Origin of the sequence: Paenibacillus sp. CFBP13512 (genome assembly GCF_005233705.1) — a bacterium.
Classification (GTDB): domain Bacteria; phylum Bacillota; class Bacilli; order Paenibacillales; family Paenibacillaceae; genus Saccharibacillus; species Saccharibacillus nuruki.
Genome location: NZ_QGAD01000001.1, coordinates 374,318 through 391,627, shown reverse-complemented (window position 1 = coordinate 391,627; position 17,310 = coordinate 374,318). Strand labels below are relative to the sequence as shown.

The 17,310-nt window shown below is 40.4% G+C and carries 13 protein-coding genes, 1 pseudogene and 1 other annotated feature; all 14 genes and pseudogenes read left to right on the top strand.

Annotation, left to right across the window (positions count from 1 at the left end; all coding sequences use genetic code 11):
• Positions 1–77: 77 nt before the first annotated feature.
• On the top strand, positions 78–923 hold the full coding sequence (gene pgeF / locus PaeCFBP13512_RS01765) for a peptidoglycan editing factor PgeF (protein WP_137220753.1): 846 nt from the start codon (positions 78–80) through the stop codon (positions 921–923).
• A gap of 7 nt (positions 924–930) precedes the next feature.
• Positions 931–1,620, top strand: coding sequence for a YggS family pyridoxal phosphate-dependent enzyme (locus PaeCFBP13512_RS01760; protein ID WP_137220880.1), 690 nt, complete (start codon positions 931–933; stop codon positions 1,618–1,620).
• Positions 1,621–1,622: 2 nt separating this feature from the next.
• Entirely contained in the window at positions 1,623–2,072 is a 450-nt protein-coding gene (locus tag PaeCFBP13512_RS01755) for a cell division protein SepF (protein WP_069328958.1), read from the top strand.
• Positions 2,073–2,076: 4 nt separating this feature from the next.
• On the top strand, positions 2,077–2,349 hold the full coding sequence (locus PaeCFBP13512_RS01750) for a YggT family protein (protein WP_371748221.1): 273 nt from the start codon (positions 2,077–2,079) through the stop codon (positions 2,347–2,349).
• A gap of 62 nt (positions 2,350–2,411) precedes the next feature.
• A complete protein-coding gene (locus tag PaeCFBP13512_RS01745; protein ID WP_069328959.1) occupies positions 2,412–3,194 on the top strand; it encodes a YlmH family RNA-binding protein in 783 nt (260 codons plus the stop codon).
• A 159-nt stretch (positions 3,195–3,353) separates the two neighbouring features.
• A pseudogene (locus PaeCFBP13512_RS01740) lies at positions 3,354–3,857 on the top strand (DivIVA domain-containing protein); the annotation flags it as partial.
• A gap of 199 nt (positions 3,858–4,056) precedes the next feature.
• Positions 4,057–4,359, top strand: a binding site (T-box leader).
• Between the two features lie 81 nt (positions 4,360–4,440).
• Positions 4,441–7,536 carry an isoleucine--tRNA ligase gene (ileS, locus tag PaeCFBP13512_RS01735; RefSeq protein ID WP_137220752.1) on the top strand — a complete coding sequence of 1,032 codons (3,096 nt, stop codon included), beginning with the start codon at positions 4,441–4,443 and terminating at the stop codon, positions 7,534–7,536.
• A 216-nt stretch (positions 7,537–7,752) separates the two neighbouring features.
• Positions 7,753–8,244, top strand: coding sequence for a signal peptidase II (lspA, locus tag PaeCFBP13512_RS01730; RefSeq protein WP_137220751.1), 492 nt, complete (start codon positions 7,753–7,755; stop codon positions 8,242–8,244).
• Between the two features lie 125 nt (positions 8,245–8,369).
• On the top strand, positions 8,370–9,284 hold the full coding sequence (locus PaeCFBP13512_RS01725; protein ID WP_371748222.1) for an RluA family pseudouridine synthase: 915 nt from the start codon (positions 8,370–8,372) through the stop codon (positions 9,282–9,284).
• Between the two features lie 591 nt (positions 9,285–9,875).
• The gene (gene pyrR / locus PaeCFBP13512_RS01720; RefSeq protein ID WP_069328963.1) at positions 9,876–10,439 is read left to right on the top strand and encodes a bifunctional pyr operon transcriptional regulator/uracil phosphoribosyltransferase PyrR; all 564 of its coding nucleotides are present in this window, start codon (positions 9,876–9,878) and stop codon (positions 10,437–10,439) included.
• A complete protein-coding gene (locus PaeCFBP13512_RS01715) occupies positions 10,436–11,347 on the top strand; it encodes an aspartate carbamoyltransferase catalytic subunit (protein ID WP_137220750.1) in 912 nt (303 codons plus the stop codon). Before pyrR ends, PaeCFBP13512_RS01715 begins: the two co-directional genes overlap by 4 nt.
• Positions 11,348–11,386: 39 nt before the next feature.
• Positions 11,387–12,712, top strand: a complete 1,326-nt coding sequence (locus PaeCFBP13512_RS01710; RefSeq protein ID WP_137220749.1) for a dihydroorotase — start codon at positions 11,387–11,389, stop codon at positions 12,710–12,712.
• A 73-nt stretch (positions 12,713–12,785) separates the two neighbouring features.
• The gene (gene carA / locus PaeCFBP13512_RS01705) at positions 12,786–13,916 is read left to right on the top strand and encodes a glutamine-hydrolyzing carbamoyl-phosphate synthase small subunit (RefSeq protein WP_137220748.1); all 1,131 of its coding nucleotides are present in this window, start codon (positions 12,786–12,788) and stop codon (positions 13,914–13,916) included.
• Between the two features lies 1 nt (position 13,917).
• A complete protein-coding gene (gene carB, locus PaeCFBP13512_RS01700; protein WP_069328967.1) occupies positions 13,918–17,217 on the top strand; it encodes a carbamoyl-phosphate synthase large subunit in 3,300 nt (1,099 codons plus the stop codon).
• The last annotated feature ends 93 nt before the right edge of the window (positions 17,218–17,310 follow it).

Below are 17,310 nucleotides of genomic sequence, written 5' to 3'. Positions count from 1 at the left end.
GGTATGATCTAAGTAAGATAAAGGTATAGGTATAGTCAAATACCTTTAAAATATTTTGTTTAATATGAGGTGTATACATGGAGAAGTTTGTAAGCCGTACGATAAGTAGCGGACCTGAATTATTTGAGTTAGATACTTCTGCATATAGTCATGGAATTACAGCAGGATTTACAGGACGTAAAGGTGGAGTCAGTCAAGCGCCTTATGATTCATTTAATCTGGCTTATCATGTGAATGATCAACCAGAAGATGTGTTGCAAAATCGGAAGTTGTTATGCGATGAATTAAAGTTTGAGTATACTCACTGGGTATCGGGAGAACAGGTACATAGTAATCATATAGAGATCGTTACAGCAGAACATGCAGGTAAAGGCTGGCTTGATCGTGAGAGTGCTTTTCAAAATACAGATGGATTAATCACTAACGTACCAGGTATCTTGTTAACTTCCTTTTATGCAGATTGTGTACCGCTGTATTTTATAGATCCTGTTCGACAAGTTGTAGGGCTTGCTCATGCAGGTTGGAAAGGAACAGTAGCTAACATTGCAGGCGAAATGATTGAAACGATGAGAACGCAGTATGGAAGTGTTATATCCGATATCCATACCGCTATTGGTCCTTCAATCGGTGGAGAAAGTTATGAAGTCGATCATAAAGTCATGGATGCCGTAAACGTTTGGGAAAGCAAGTTAATGGGTAATGGTGAACAACCTCTTTATGCCCGTCCGGGCGATAATGGTAAAACTTGGCTAGACCTCAAACAATTAAATCGACAATTCATGATTTTTGCAGGAATACCTGCTGAACATATCGAAATGAGTAATTGGTGTACTTACCGTAACCACGATCTATTTTTCTCGTATCGTGCTGACGGAGGAATAACCGGCAGAATGGCGAGTTGGATAGGTATAGAAACGGAGTGAAATGCAGTTGGGATTACAAGATCGAATAGAGCATGTAGAACAGCGTATTGAAGAAGTATGTAAACGAAGTGGACGCAAGCGTGAAGAGATTCAACTTGTAGCAGTCACTAAATATGTCTCTGTTGCCAAAACGGCTCAAGTGTTAGATGCAGGGCTTTTGCATCTAGGCGAAAATCGCTGGCAAAATGCTGAAGATAAATGGAATCAATTACACGAACGTGGCGTATGGCATTTTATCGGTCATTTGCAAACGAATAAAGTCAAAGATGTGATTGGCAAATTTGAATATATTCATTCACTGGATCGCTTGTCGTTAGCAAAAGAAATACAAAAAAAAGCGAGTTCAATGGATATTCGTGTTAAAGTATTGGTACAAGTAAATATCTCTGGTGAAGAATCCAAATACGGATTGCCACCAGAACAAGTAGATTCCTTTTTTGAACAAATATCTGCCTTCTCTAATCTAGAAGTAGTAGGTTTGATGACGATGGCTCCAGAAGTAGATCATGCCGAAATGACACGTCCTGTATTCCGAGGACTTCGTGAATTAAGAGATGATATTAATAATCGTGGATTAACGAAAAATCCACTTACACATTTATCTATGGGCATGTCGGGTGATTTTGAAATTGCGATTGAAGAAGGCGCCACATTTGTGCGACTTGGCTCCATATTAGTAGGTAAAGAGGAGGATTAACGATGGGTGTAATGAATCGCTTTATGAACTTCTTAGGACTTCAAGAAGAAGAGGAAATTGTTGAGCGCGAACAGATTATGGATGATGATGAAGAACCTCGTGAAACCTCTGGCACAGAATTACGTAAGAACAATAGAGCCAGTAATGTCGTTAGTATTCATTCTCAGAAAAATGTGAAAGTGATTTTGAATGAGCCTCGTAGTTATGATGAAGCTCAAGATATTGCAGACCATTTACGTTCTCATCGTTCAGTTATTGTCAATTTACAACGTGTTCGTATCGATCAAGCGACACGTATTATTGATTTTATGAGCGGAACCGTTTATGCACTTGGAGGCAGTATTTCAAAAATCGGGGGCAACATTTTTCTGTGTACACCGGATACCGTCGAAATTGAAGGCACTATCGCTGAAATCTTAGGCGAAGATTACGAATATAACAAGACGAGGTGACGCAATTTTGGAAACAGCTTTTGCAGTGTTAAATGCTTTATATCGAATTTATACGTATATGATCATTATTTATATTTTACTTTCTTGGTTGCCTAGCGCGCGTGAAAGTTCTTTCGGGCAAATTCTAGCACGATTAGTAGAACCTTATCTTGCTCCTTTCCGTCGCTTTATACCACCAATTATGGGAGCCATTGATATATCTCCGATTGTAGCATTATTCGTACTACAATTAGCATTTAGTGGATTAATATTTTTATTAAGAAGTCTTATCTACTAATTTAATAATGATGTAACAAAAAAATTACACTTGCTCTAAATATGAAAGGTATGAACAACATCATGCAAAGCAATATTTATCATCATTTTCATCCAGATGAGCGAGAGTTTGTGGAACGGGCTGCGGAGTGGATCGATAACGCAGCCCGTTATCATGAGCTAAAGCTGACCGATTTTTTGGATCCACGTCAGGCTTATATTCTCCATATTCTTGCTGCTCGTAATCTAGATGTGCATATCCGATTGGATGGAGGATCAGAACATTCTGAACGGAAGCGTGCTCTTATTGGACCGGATTATATGGATTTAGACAACGAAGATATGAATTTATCAGTATTATCGATCACACCAGAAGGACGCAAGTTCGCTGATCTGGAGCATGGCGATTATATGGGTTCTATTTTAGGACTGGGTATGAAACGAGGTAAGATTGGAGATATCCACGCATTGGCGGATGGTTGTCATACAGTGGTGTCGTCTGAGATTGCTTCTTATTTGCATCTAAATTTAACCCAAGTGCATCGTCTTCATGTGATGACTGAGATTTTACCGATTACCGATTTGCAAGTGGCTACTCCAGAATTGCAGTCGATGGAGCTAACCGTAGCTTCTCTACGTTTGGATGGGATAGCAAGCGATGTCTATCGGATGAGTCGTAGTAAAATTCTAGTCCCGATCAAAGCAGGACGTTGTCGTGTCAATTGGAAAGTGGAAGAAAATCCTTCGTATGCTTTGCAACAAGGCGATATGATTTCTATTCAAGGATTAGGTCGTTTTAAAGTATTAGAGATGGATGGAATTACAAAAAAAGGAAGATACCGAGTCAAAGTAGGTAAATTTGTTTGATAAAGAATAGAACACACCGGGATTAAATGTATTCTTTATACAGCAAATTTATTTATTTTGTAGTGTCTTTGGCAGGGATATATCCTTATGCGTCGAAATGAAGTATCATAGCAATAACGAGGCAATTCAACGGCCTAAACATTACAGGAGGTGTCCAACATGCCATTAACCCCGCTTGATATACATAATAAGGAATTCTCGCGTCGTTTGCGTGGTTATGATGAAGACGAAGTAAATGAATTCCTAGATCAGGTGATCAAGGATTATGAGGGAGCGATCCGTGAAAACAAAGAACTGCAAAGTCAGTTAATGTCTATTCAGGAACGTCTTGATCATTTTGCGAATCTGGAAGATACATTGAGTAAAACGATTATCGTTGCTCAAGAAGCTGCCGATGAAGTTCGTAATAATGCGAAAAAAGAAGCTCAATTGATTATTAAAGAATCCGAGAAAAATGCGGATCGTATTATCAATGAGTCATTATCCAAATCACGCAAAGTGTCGATGGAAGTAGAAGAGCTCAAAAAACAAGCTTCTATTTACCGCACACGTTTCCGTACATTGGTAGAAGCTCAATTAGAGCTACTTAGTCAAGATGGATGGGATGCTTTGGAAAATCAAACGCGTGAACTGCAACGTACAAGCAATGAACGTGATCGTGAAAGAGATCGTCTAGAAGATCGCGACCGTGACCGCGATAGAGACAGAGATCGTGAACGAGATCGCGATAATGAAGAACAGCACAGTTCAGGCGATTTGTATTAAGATTAATGTTGTAAGTTGACATTTAAAGCCTAAAGCGCTATAAATATTTTATAACTTATTTCGATTTGTTCGTGTAGACGAATATAAATATGAACATCACCATTCGTTGATAGGGTCAGTACATCATACATGTGTTCACAGAGAGTTGGCGGTTGGTGCAAGCCAATGAACATCGTATGATAGAATATCCCCCTGGAGAAGCGAGGCTGAACCATAATGCAGTAAGCCGAGCCGGATTGCCAACCGTTACAGAGGCACCGCATCATTTGTGCGGATCTAAGGTGTCACTTCGCCTTGTACCTAAAGGAAAACAGTATCTATAACTGGTTTTCGTTTGAGTAGGTACGATGAAGGATTGAAGTGAAACAAGGGTGGTAACGCGAGCAACCTCGTCCCTTTCTGGGATGGGGTTTTTTGATGTTTTCACAATGAATAGTTATAACGTAATGAATATCTGTATATGGGGAAGGATGATAAAATCATGCAAAGAGTAGATGTCAAAGAAAAAGCACGTACACGTGATTTACGGATTTTAAATAAATGGAATGAGGAAAATACATTCCAACGTTCTATTCAGAATCGCGAAGGCAAACCTAACTTTGTTTTTTATGAAGGTCCACCAACAGCTAACGGTAAGCCTCATATCGGTCACGTTCTTGGACGTGTCATCAAAGATTTTGTAGGTCGTTACCAGACGATGAAAGGATACCGTGTTGTTCGTAAAGCAGGTTGGGATACACATGGTCTTCCTGTAGAACTTGGTGTACAGAAAAAATTAGGTATCTCTCACAAACCGGAGATCGAAGAGTATGGTGTAGAGAAATTTATCCAAGAGTGTAAAGCAAGTGTATTTGAATATGAGCAACAATGGCGTGATCTTACATCTGCTATTGGGTACTGGACAGATCTAGATCATCCATACGTAACGCTTGAAAATAACTATATCGAAAGTGTATGGAACAATCTAGCGACGATTCATGACAAAGGTCTATTGTATCGTGGGCACCGTGTAAGTCCATATTGTCCTGATTGTCAGACGACACTAAGTTCTCATGAAGTGGCTCAAGGATATAAAGATGTCAAAGATTTGAGCGCAACCGCAAAATTCAAATTAGATGATAGTGGTGAATATGTTCTAGCTTGGACAACTACACCTTGGACATTACCTTCTCACGTAGCATTAGCTGTTAATCCAGATATGGATTATGTACGTGTGAGTCAAGATGGAAGCGTCTATATCGTTGCCAAAAATCTGGTAGACGATGTGATGAAAGATGGTAAAGGCGAATATAAAGTGCTTAGTACATTAAAAGGTGCAGAATTAGTAGGCAAAACCTATGCGCCGCCTTTTAACTATTTTACAGCAGAAAAAGCTAATATCATTTTAGGTGCAGATTTTGTTACCGATGCAAGTGGTACAGGTATTGTTCATATGGCGCCTGCTCATGGTGAAGATGATTATCGTGTCTGCCGTGAAAATGGAATCAGCTTTGTGAATATGGTGGATTTAGAAGGTAAATTTGTAGCAGAAGTAACTGATTTTGCAGGTCGTTTTGTTAAAGATTGTGATATTGATATCGTGCGTTTGTTGTCTGAAAAAGATCGTTTGTTCAGCAAAGAAAAATATGAGCATACGTATCCATTCTGCTGGCGTTGTGATACACCACTTCTATACTATGCAATGGACAGCTGGTTTATCCAAACGACAGCAGTCAAAGAACAACTGATCGCTAACAATAAAGAAGTGGATTGGTATCCAGGGCATATACGTGATGGACGCTTTGGTAAATTTTTGGAAGACTTAGTAGACTGGAATATCAGTCGTGATCGTTACTGGGGTACACCGCTTAACGTATGGGTCTGTGCAGAGACAGGTGAACAATTTGCGCCACATAGTATCGCTGAACTTCGCGCGCGTGCGATTGGTGATGTGCCTGAAAATATTGAACTACACAAACCGTATGTAGATGATATCAAAGTACGCAGTTCATGTGGTCAATATGAAATGATTCGTACACCTGAAGTGATCGACGTATGGTTCGATAGTGGTTCCATGCCTTTTGCTCAACAACATTATCCTTTTGAAAATCAAGATACGTTCCAAGAACAGTTCCCGGCAGATATGATCTGTGAAGGTATCGATCAAACTCGTGGTTGGTTCTACAGTCTATTAGCAGTGTCTACGTTAATCACAGGCAAAGCACCTTACAAAGCTGTTATGGCGACAGGTCATGTCTTGGATGAACAAGGACAAAAAATGTCCAAGTCTAAAGGTAATGTTATTGATCCGTGGGAAGTTATTGATGAGTATGGAACAGATGCGTTCCGTTGGGCATTGTTATCCGATAGTGCACCATGGAATAGCAAACGTTTCTCTAAAGGTATTGTCGGCGAAGCCAAATCTAAAATGGTCGATACTCTTGTGAATACACATGCCTTTATGACATTGTATGCAACGATTGATGGATTCGATCCAGCAGAACATCCTTTCCAACCATCAGCACATAAATTGGATCGTTGGATTCTATCTCGTCTGAACAGTTTAATCAAACAAGTAGAAAAAGGATTAGCTGTTAACGACTTCTTAAATGCTTCCAAAGCGATCGAAGCTTTTGTTGATGAACTCAGTAATTGGTATATCCGTCGTTCGCGTGATCGTTTCTGGGGTAGTGGTCTAACTGAAGATAAATTAGATGCTTATCGCACATTAACAGAAGTATTATTAACAACAGCCAAATTGATTGCACCATTTACACCTATGCTAGCTGAAGATATCTATCTAAACCTAAGCAGTGGTGAAAGTGTGCATATGGATGATTATCCTGTTGCCAATGAAGATCTGATCGACCTTGAGCTAGAACGTGATATGGAAACAGCTCGTCGTATTGTTGAATTAGCACGTAATGTACGTAACGAAACAGGGCTTAAAACACGTCAACCGCTATCTGAGCTGATCGTTTCATTGGACAAAGATTTTGATTTGAATAGTTATGAAGAGATCATCAAAGATGAGATCAATGTCAAAGGTATTCATACGGAGACCGATGATTCTGGATTTGTTGACTTCACTCTTAAATTAAATCTTAAAGTTGCTGGTAAGAAATACGGTAAAAACGTAGGTTTCTTGCAAAACTTCTTCAAAGGCATGGCTGTAGAAGAAACGCGTAAAGTAGTTGAAGATGGCTTCTTGCATATTCTTTCTCCAGAAGGCGAAGAATTACAAGTGACGAACGAAGAACTATTAGTTGAGAAAAAAGCGAAGTCTGGTTTTGCTTCTGCATCTGGTTATGGTCTAACAGTGGCACTCAATACAGATGTAACACCTGAACTAGAGCAAGAAGGATGGGTACGTGAGATTGTACGTGCTGTCCAAGACTATCGTAAAAAATTAGATTTACCTATAGAGAAATATGTCAATTTAACATTGTCTGTGAATGATGATCTTCGTCAAGCGATCCAAACATTTGATCATGTCCTTCGTGAAAATGTATTGGTTAATGATGTATCGTTTGCTAGAGAAGAAGGCATGGAACAAGTTGAATTAATGGGTCAAAATGTAGGTATCCGTATTTCTTAAATAACGGCTATACGAATCACATGCTAGGTTATATATTCAATACGCATGAGCATCATTAATCTACTTTTAAAGTAGTGAAATGATACTCATGCTTTTTATTATCAGGCTTCTCAATAGACGACTGATTCTAGGCTGTGCTACAATAAACAAAGCTGTGTTTAGTGGTAGTATTGGACGAAGCACATGGATAAGATATCAATAGGGTGGAGGATTATTGTGATATATTATGTGATTGCAATTATAGCGATTATTGTAGATCAGTTAACCAAATACTGGATCGCTACTGGGATGGAACGAGGAGATCAGATTTCAGTGATCGGCAATTTCTTTTTGATTACTTCCCACCGTAATCAAGGTGCTGCTTTTGGTATTTTGCAAAATCAACGCTGGTTTTTTGTCGTTGTTACTTTAATAGTCGTTGTTGCGATTATATGGTATATCCAAAAAGTAAAATCACAACCGGATAAATTATTGCCTGTTGCTTTGTCACTTGTTTTAGGTGGAGCAATTGGTAACTTTATTGATCGTGCACGTATGGGAGAAGTCGTAGACTTTTTACAATTTAACTTCGGTAGTTATACGTTTCCGATTTTCAATGTAGCCGATTCTTGTATTGTGGTTGGGGTGGCATTGATTATTATAGACGCACTGCTGGATATGAGCCGTCAGAAGAAACAAGCTGCCGGTCATGAAGAGGAGAATGTTTAGTGAGTAAGCAAGACAAATCAGAGTTAAATGAGGTTCAAGATACACAGTCGGTAGAGCAGGATATGCCTGATCTGGAACATGTTGAAGAAATTGGTGATGATGAGGCAGAAGTAAACACTGGACAAATGATGGAATGGACAATCGATGCTGAAGATGCCAAAACTCGTATTGATAAATACATTACAGACTTATTGCCAGAAGGTTTCTCACGTTCTCAAGTACAACAGTGGATCACAGATGGCTTAGTGACTGTAGATGGCAAAGTTATTAAAGCGAATCATAAATTGATAGAAAATGAACAGGTTATCGTTCAACTTCCAAGTCTATCTACTGTAGAAATCGAAGCACAAGATATTCCGCTTGAGATCGTCTATGAAGATTCAGATGTAATCGTGATTAATAAGCCTCGTGGTATGGTTGTCCATCCTGCTGTCGGTCATTCTTCCGATACACTGGTTAATGCTTTGATGTATCATTGCAAAGACTTATCAGGGATCAATGGCGAAGTGCGTCCGGGTATCGTACATCGTATTGATAAAGATACAACAGGATTATTGATGGCTGCCAAAAATGATAAAGCTCATGCTTCATTATCAGAACAGCTCAAAAATCATACGGTTACCCGCAAATATATAGCGCTTGTTCATGGTAATGTAGATCATGATCAAGGAACAATAGATGCACCGATCGGTCGTTCTCCACAGAATCGTAAAATGTTTACGGTTACGGAGAAGAACAGCAAGCATGCAGTGACCCATTTTGTAGTGACAGAGCGTTTTGGTGATTTTACATTAGTCGAACTTCGCCTTGAGACAGGACGTACACATCAAATTCGCGTGCATATGAAATTTATCGATCATCCGCTAGTGGCAGATCCGATGTATGGACGTGTAAGAGCCAAGACATCCACACTGGATGGGCAAGCATTACATGCAGCAGTACTTGGGTTTGTTCATCCTACAACAGGTGAATATTTAGAATTCCAAGCACCGATCCCTGATGATCTTGAACAAGTGTTGTTTTCACTACGTAATCGTTAAGCCATGAATAAGTCAAAGAAGTCATTCTATCACTAGAATGGCTTCTTTTTTATGTCTATATCCTATCGACAACTAATTCAATAGAACATTGTAATGGATCATCATGAATAAATAATGAATAAAAATCGATTAAAATGATATTTTTACTTATAATTGTGGATATTTATTCGTATATATTGTATAATTATGATTATTAAAACGAAGTGTGAGAATCCTTTTACAACTATATAATGATTTCTTCATCATCCCACGGTAAGTTGTGCGGTTGACAGTGACTCAAGTTTCTGTCATAATTCATTTCAGATGAATAAGCACCTTTAATTCAGTCCCGTGAGACTGGCAAGGTAACGTGAACGATGTTCACTGTAGGACACCCTCTGTGTGGAGTGGTGCATACTACAGTGCGTCTGAGTATGACTGTCATGACGTGTGTCTATGACTAAAGACTCCTTGCCGTTTTAGGGCAGGGAGTCTTTTTTATACCCTGTCTTAGAACGTGCAATCTAGTCAGGAAATCAAGTATGACCAGACACGCGTTATGATGTTGACCACGGGGCCCAGGGTGTACAAAACCTGAGGAGGCTAACGATAATGAATACAGAGACTCGCATTATCATGGATGAGACAGCAATCCGCCGCGCACTTACACGTATTGCGCATGAGATTTTGGAGAAAAATAAAGGGATTGAAGATTGTATTCTGGTCGGTATTCGTACACGTGGTATTTATCTGGCACAACGGATTGCAGAGCGTATTCAAGAAATTGAAGGCAAACCTGTTCCTTGTGGAGAGCTAGATATTACAGGATATCGTGATGACCAAGACAATGGACGTCCTACAGATATCAATAGTAGCACGATGCTTACACCAGCGAATCTAAGCATTCGCAACAAAAAAATTATTTTGTTCGATGATGTACTTTACACAGGTAGAACAATTAGAGCGGCAATGGATGCACTAATGGATTGTGGACGACCTGAAATGATTCAACTGGCTGTACTGGCAGATCGTGGACATCGTGAACTTCCGATTCGCCCGGATTACATTGGCAAAAATGTACCGACTTCTAAATTAGAAGAGATTGAAGTACGACTTAGCGAAATCGATGGTAGTGATCAAGTGAATATTATGCAACACCGTGAGGTGACTGCATGATTATGACTAACACTACAGTGAAACAACGCAGTCTACTCGGTCTCAAAGGTATGAGTCAACCGGAGTTAGTGTCTATACTTGATCGTGCTGCGTATTGGGATGCACATACAGAGAAACAAGTATCTGTTTTGCAATCACGCTTTGTCGCAAATATGTTTTTTGAAAATAGTACACGTACACGATTCTCTTTCGAAATGGCTGAGAAAAGGCTTGGTGCAGAAGTACTTAACTTTACTTCGGCAGTCTCCAGTGTTGAAAAAGGTGAATCTATCTACGATACAGTTCGCACACTTGAGAGTATGGGTATCGATGCAGGAATTATTCGATTGAAACCTTCAGGAGTGTTGCAAGAATTAGCAGAGAAAGTAAATGTACCGCTTATTAATGCAGGCGATGGTAACAATGAGCATCCAACACAAGGATTGCTTGATCTGTATACTATGCGACAAGAGTTTGGCGAATTAAAGGGTCTGCATGTAGCAATTGTTGGAGATATTTTACACAGCCGTGTCGCTCGCTCGAATCTATGGGCATTGCAGACAATGGGTGCCAAAGTAAGCTTCTGCGCACCGAACAATATGCGTGCCGATGATATGGGAGATGTTTCTTATATCAGTATGGAAGAAGCATTGCAAGCAGATGTAGTGATGATGTTGAGAGTGCAACTTGAACGCCATGCAGTAGGCATGCTCAAGTCAGCAGAAGAATATCGCCTACAATATGGATTGACCGAAGAAAGAGCTGCCCGGATGAAAAAGCATGCGATTATTATGCACCCGGCTCCAGTCAATCGTAATGTTGAGATCGATGATGCACTGGTGGAAAGTCCTAAATCAAAAATTTTCCCACAAATGCAAAATGGTGTACCAATTCGGATGGCTGTGATTGAAAGAGCCTTACGTAACTAAGCACTACGATGATCAACAATACAACTTCGGAGGTTAACAATGACACTTTTTATCAAAAACGCAAATGTATTGAACGGAAATAACGAACTGGAAATCAAACATATATGGATCGAAAATAATAGTATTGAACACTTATTTACAGGCGATCAAAAAGCAGCAGAATTGCTTGTCCAATATGGAGCAGGCAAAGAAGTAACAGAAATTGATGCATCCGGTAAGCTAGTTACACCAGGATTAATTGATATGCATGTTCATTTACGTGAACCTGGTTTTGAACACAAAGAAACAATTGCAACAGGTACAGCATCAGCGGCAAAAGGTGGATTTACAACGATTGCTTGTATGCCTAATACACGCCCGGTGACAGACAATGCGGATACGGTGAAGCTTGTACTGGACAAAGCAGCAGAAGCAGGCAGTGTCAAAGTACTTCCTTATGCAGCGATTACTTTAAATGAGCTAGGCAAAGAATTAACAGACTTTGCCGCACTCAAAGCAGCAGGGGCTATCGGATTCACCGATGATGGTGTAGGTGTACAAAATGCACAAATGATGAAAAATGCGATGGCACTTGCCGCTTCGATGGATATGCCAGTCATTGCTCACTGTGAAGATGATTCACTGGTCGTTGGAGCATCAGTCAGTGAAGGAGAATTTGCTCGTAAACATGGTCTTAAAGGGATTCCAAATGAGTCTGAAGCTATCCATGTAGGACGCGACATTTTACTGGCTGAAGCTACAGGTGTTCATTATCATGTGTGTCATGTCAGTACAGAGCAATCAATTCGCTTGATCCGCTTAGCCAAATCGATCGGTATCAAAGTGACTGCTGAGGTATGTCCGCATCATTTGATCTTATCGGATGAAGATATTCCGGGTATGGATGCGAACTGGAAAATGAATCCGCCTCTACGTACACCACGCGATGTAGAAGCTTGTATTCAAGCGTTAGAAGATGGCACGATTGATATTATCGTGACAGACCATGCTCCTCATAGTGAAGAAGAAAAAGCAAAAGGAATGGAATTAGCACCTTTCGGTATCGTCGGATTCGAGACCGCATTTCCATTGTTATATACCAAATTTGTAAAAACAGGACGCTGGTCATTACAAATGCTTGTAGATCGCATGACATCTGATCCAGCTAAAGTATTCCGCTTACCAACAGGACGCTTAGAGCAAGGGGCTCCTGCTGATCTAACCGTGATTGATCTGGAAACAGAGCAAGTGGTTGATCCAACTACATTTGCTACAAAAGGAAAAAATACACCATTTACCAACTGGACATTACAAGGTTGGCCACAGACAACGATCGTAGACGGTCAAGTCGTGTGGTCGCAGGAAGCTACGGCTTTTAAAGCATAAATATACTAAAAAATGATATAAATATTCATTTGAACATAACAAACTTTTAAGATAGATAGAGGAGTGAAACGGGATGCAGGCAAAATTGTTATTAGAAGATGGAACATTATTTACAGGCCGTAGTTTCGGAGCAGAAGGCGAAACAACTGGAGAAGTTGTATTCAATACCGGAATTACCGGTTACCAAGAGGTGCTATCTGACCCTTCATATTGTGGACAGATCGTCACGATGACGTATCCACTGATCGGCAACTATGGTATTAACCGTGATGACTTTGAATCGGTTCGTCCGTACATTAATGGATTCGTTGTTCGTAGACATGAGCCTGTACCTAGTAACTGGCGTGCTCAATACACGATTGATGAGTTGCTACGCGAACATGGCATTATCGGAATAAGTGATATTGATACACGCATGTTAACACGTCGTATCCGCCATCAAGGAACAATGCGAGGCATTTTGACAAGCGGATCATTATCAACAGAAGAATTGATGGAGCGTCTGAACAGTAGTGTATCGGCTACGAACCAAGTAAGTCACACTTCAACTTCTCATATTTATACAAGTCCAGGACCGAAAGAACGTATTGTACTGATCGATTACGGCGCAAAAACAGGGATTGTACGTGAACTGTCTCAGCGTGGTTGTGATGTTGTGGTTGTACCGCAAGATACAACAGCAGAACAGATTCGCCGTCTGCATCCAGATGGTATTCAATTATCTAACGGTCCAGGAGATCCGAAAGATGTACCGGCTGCGGTTAAAGTGATTGAAGAATTACTTGGCGAATATCCAATCTTCGGTATTTGCTTAGGGCATCAATTGTTTGCTTTGGCTTGCGGAGCAGACACAGACAAATTGAAATTTGGACATCGTGGTGGTAACCATCCTGTCAAAGATTTGCAAACAGGTCGTTGCTACATTACATCGCAAAATCATGGTTATACGGTGAAAGAAACTTCTATTGAAGGAACAGAACTTGAAGTGACTCATATCAATAACAATGATAAAACGATTGAAGGATTAAAGCATAAGACGTATCCAGCATTTTCAGTACAGTATCATCCAGAAGCAGCACCAGGGCCTTTTGATAACGGCTATCTATTCGATCAATTTCTAACGATGATTCGTGAATATAAAGAACAACACCCTCAAAAAACGCGTCAAGCCGAAATGATGGCTGCTGTGAAAGGAGCTAACTGATATGCCCAAAAATAATGAACTCAAAAAAATACTTGTGATTGGTTCCGGACCTATTGTTATCGGTCAAGCTGCTGAATTTGACTATGCAGGTACACAAGCTTGTCAGGCACTGAAAGAAGAAGGGGTAGAGGTTGTACTCATCAACAGTAATCCTGCAACGATCATGACAGATACAAATATGGCAGATAAAGTATACATCGAGCCAATCACGCTTGAATTTGTCACTCAAATTATCCGTCAAGAACGTCCTGATGGCCTACTCCCTACACTGGGTGGACAAACAGGCTTGAATATGGCTGTAGAATTAGCACGTGCAGGTGTACTAGAAAGCGAAAATGTTAAATTACTAGGTACGCAATTAGAATCGATCGAAAAAGCGGAAGATCGTGATCTGTTCCGCGACTTGATGCGCGAATTAGATCAACCGGTTCCTGAAAGTGTTATTGTAACCACCCTTGAAGAGTCGCTAGTATTTGCAAATGAGATCGGATATCCAATCATTGTACGTCCTGCTTATACATTGGGCGGTACAGGTGGTGGTATCTGTGTTGATGAAGAAGAATTACGCGAAACGGTACAAGCTGGTATTCGTTATAGCCCGATCGGACAATGTCTGGTAGAGAAAAGTATTGCAGGTATGAAAGAAGTCGAGTATGAAGTTATGCGTGATGCTAATGATAACTGTATCGTTGTCTGCAACATGGAGAACTTTGATCCAGTAGGTGTGCATACAGGCGATAGTATCGTTGTTGCACCGAGCCAGACGCTTTCTGATCGTGAATATCAGATGCTACGCTCTGCTTCTCTCAAAATTATCCGTGCACTGAATATTGAAGGTGGATGTAACGTACAGTTCGCTCTTGATCCACAAAGTTATCAATACTATGTCATCGAAGTAAATCCACGGGTAAGTCGTTCATCTGCACTTGCTTCCAAAGCAACAGGCTATCCGATTGCGAAAATGGCAGCGAAGATCGCAATGGGATACACATTAGATGAAATCGTGAATCCTGTAACAGGACAAACGTATGCTTGCTTCGAACCAACATTAGATTATATTGTAGCTAAAATTCCACGCTGGCCTTTCGATAAATTTATCAGTGCTAACCGTAAGCTAGGTACACAGATGAAAGCAACAGGCGAAGTGATGGCAATTGGACGTACATTTGAAGAAGCGATTCACAAAGCAGTCCGTTCACTTGAAATCGGTGTTCATCGTATTCACTTAAAAGATGCAGAACATATCGAAGATAGCGTATTAGATGAACGTCTAGCCAAAGCAGATGATGAGCGTCTTTTCTTAGTCGCAGAAGCATTCCGTCGTGGTTATAGCTTAGAACAAATTCAACAACTCACCAATATTGACTGGTGGTTCTTAGATAAAATCGAACGTATTGTCGCTTATGAATCTGTAATTTCTTCAGAAGATACACTAAGCGATGATACATTATATATGGCGAAACGTCTTGGATTTACAGATCGCTCGATTGCTGAACTACGCAATATCAATCATCCAGAAGATCCTATGAATAACGAGCATAGTATTCGTGCATATCGTAAAGAAAATAACATGATGCCAGTGTTCAAAATGGTAGATACTTGTGCAGCAGAATTTGAAGCGACTACACCATACTACTACTCAACATTTGAGACTGAAAATGAAGTGATTCCAAGTGCGAAAGAAAAAATCGTTGTTCTAGGTTCCGGTCCGATCCGTATCGGTCAAGGGATAGAGTTCGATTATTCAACTGTACATGCTGTCTGGGCAATTCAAGAATCTGGTTATGAAGCGGTTATTATCAACAATAATCCAGAGACCGTTTCAACAGATTTCAACACTTCAGATCGACTGTACTTTGAGCCATTATTCTTTGAAGATGTCATGAATGTTATCGAACAGGAAAATCCAATCGGGGTTATCGTACAGTTCGGTGGACAAACAGCGATTAACCTTGCAGCACCATTAAGCAAAGCAGGCGTTAAAATTCTAGGAACAAGCTTAGAAAGTATTGATGAAGCAGAAGATCGTAAAAAGTTCGAAGCTTTACTTTCTCGCTTGAATATTGCTCAACCTGAAGGTAGCACCGTGTTATCGATAGATGAAGCAGTAGAAACAGCACAGAAATTAGGCTATCCAGTCTTGGTTCGTCCTTCTTATGTACTGGGTGGACGTGCAATGGAAATTGTCTACTCTGATGAAGAGCTATTACTGTATATGGCAGAAGCAGTCAAAGTGAATCCAGAACATCCGGTATTGATTGACCGTTACATGCTAGGTAAAGAAGTTGAAGTCGATGCGATCTGTGATGGAGAAACCGTTGTTGTACCGGGAATCATGGAACATATCGAGCGTGCAGGAGTTCACTCCGGTGACTCAATCGCTGTTTATCCTCCGCAACATCTGTCTGAAGAACTAAAGCAGAAAGTGGTCGATATCACTATTCGTACAGCCAAAGAGCTTAAAACAGTCGGCTTGGTGAATATCCAATTCGTTATTTTCAAAAATGAAGTCTACGTGATTGAAGTGAATCCACGTTCTTCACGCACAGTGCCATTCTTGAGTAAAGTAACTGATATTCCGATGGCGAAAATTGCGACACAAGCAATTCTAGGCATTAAGCTTAAAGACTTGGGATATAGCGAAGGATTGTGGAAAGAAAGCGAATATATCTCGGTAAAAGTACCGGTGTTCTCTTTTGCCAAATTACGTCGTGTAGAACCTACATTAGGCCCTGAAATGAAATCAACAGGTGAAGTTATGGGACGCGATCTACTTTATGCGAAAGCTCTGTATAAAGGATTGATCGGAGCAGGTATGAAAATACCAGCCACTGGTGCTTTGATTGCTACAGTAGCAGACAAAGACAAGCCAGAAGCGGTTCGTTTGCTTAAAGGATTCTATCGTCTAGGCTATAAAATTATTGCGACAAGTGGTACAGCAAAAGCACTAGAAGAAGCAGGGATCAAAGTTACTGTTATTCATAAGCTAACAGAAGGCGTGCCGAACATTCTGGATCTTATCCGCAGTGGACAAGCACACTTCGTTGTAAATACCTTTACTAAAGGGAAAACACCTGCTCGTGACGGATTCCGTATCCGCCGTGAAGCGGTTGAAAATGGTGTGGTATGTATGACCTCACTGGATACTGTTGAAGCACTACTCACGATGCTAGATACGATCAACTTCTCTTCGTACGCGATGCCGTCATTGACTAACACTGTACATGCAGGCAAAAAAGATGAAGTCATTAACAATGTTGTTGTTGGTCAATTAGAAGATCAAGAAACGATTTTAAGCTAATACCAGCGACCCCGATCACACAATTAAAGTACGGCGGAGCATTCTCGTGTCCGCCGTCATTTGTGTGCGTATAATTGAACTTTAGGTACGGAT

Excerpts from the sequence above, each read along its gene's own strand:
- PaeCFBP13512_RS01745 (WP_069328959.1), top strand. The coding sequence starts at position 2,412 with ATGCAAAGCAATATTTATCATCATTTTCATCCAGATGAGCGAGAGTTT.
- pyrR (WP_069328963.1), top strand. The coding sequence starts at position 9,876 with ATGAATACAGAGACTCGCATTATCATGGATGAGACAGCAATCCGCCGC.
- PaeCFBP13512_RS01710 (WP_137220749.1), top strand. The coding sequence starts at position 11,387 with ATGACACTTTTTATCAAAAACGCAAATGTATTGAACGGAAATAACGAA.
- PaeCFBP13512_RS01715 (WP_137220750.1), top strand. The coding sequence starts at position 10,436 with ATGATTATGACTAACACTACAGTGAAACAACGCAGTCTACTCGGTCTC.
- PaeCFBP13512_RS01755 (WP_069328958.1), top strand. The coding sequence starts at position 1,623 with ATGGGTGTAATGAATCGCTTTATGAACTTCTTAGGACTTCAAGAAGAA.
- pgeF (WP_137220753.1), top strand. The coding sequence starts at position 78 with ATGGAGAAGTTTGTAAGCCGTACGATAAGTAGCGGACCTGAATTATTT.
- carA (WP_137220748.1), top strand. The coding sequence starts at position 12,786 with ATGCAGGCAAAATTGTTATTAGAAGATGGAACATTATTTACAGGCCGT.
- ileS (WP_137220752.1), top strand. The coding sequence starts at position 4,441 with ATGCAAAGAGTAGATGTCAAAGAAAAAGCACGTACACGTGATTTACGG.
- PaeCFBP13512_RS01725 (WP_371748222.1), top strand. The coding sequence starts at position 8,370 with ATGATGGAATGGACAATCGATGCTGAAGATGCCAAAACTCGTATTGAT.
- carB (WP_069328967.1), top strand. The coding sequence starts at position 13,918 with ATGCCCAAAAATAATGAACTCAAAAAAATACTTGTGATTGGTTCCGGA.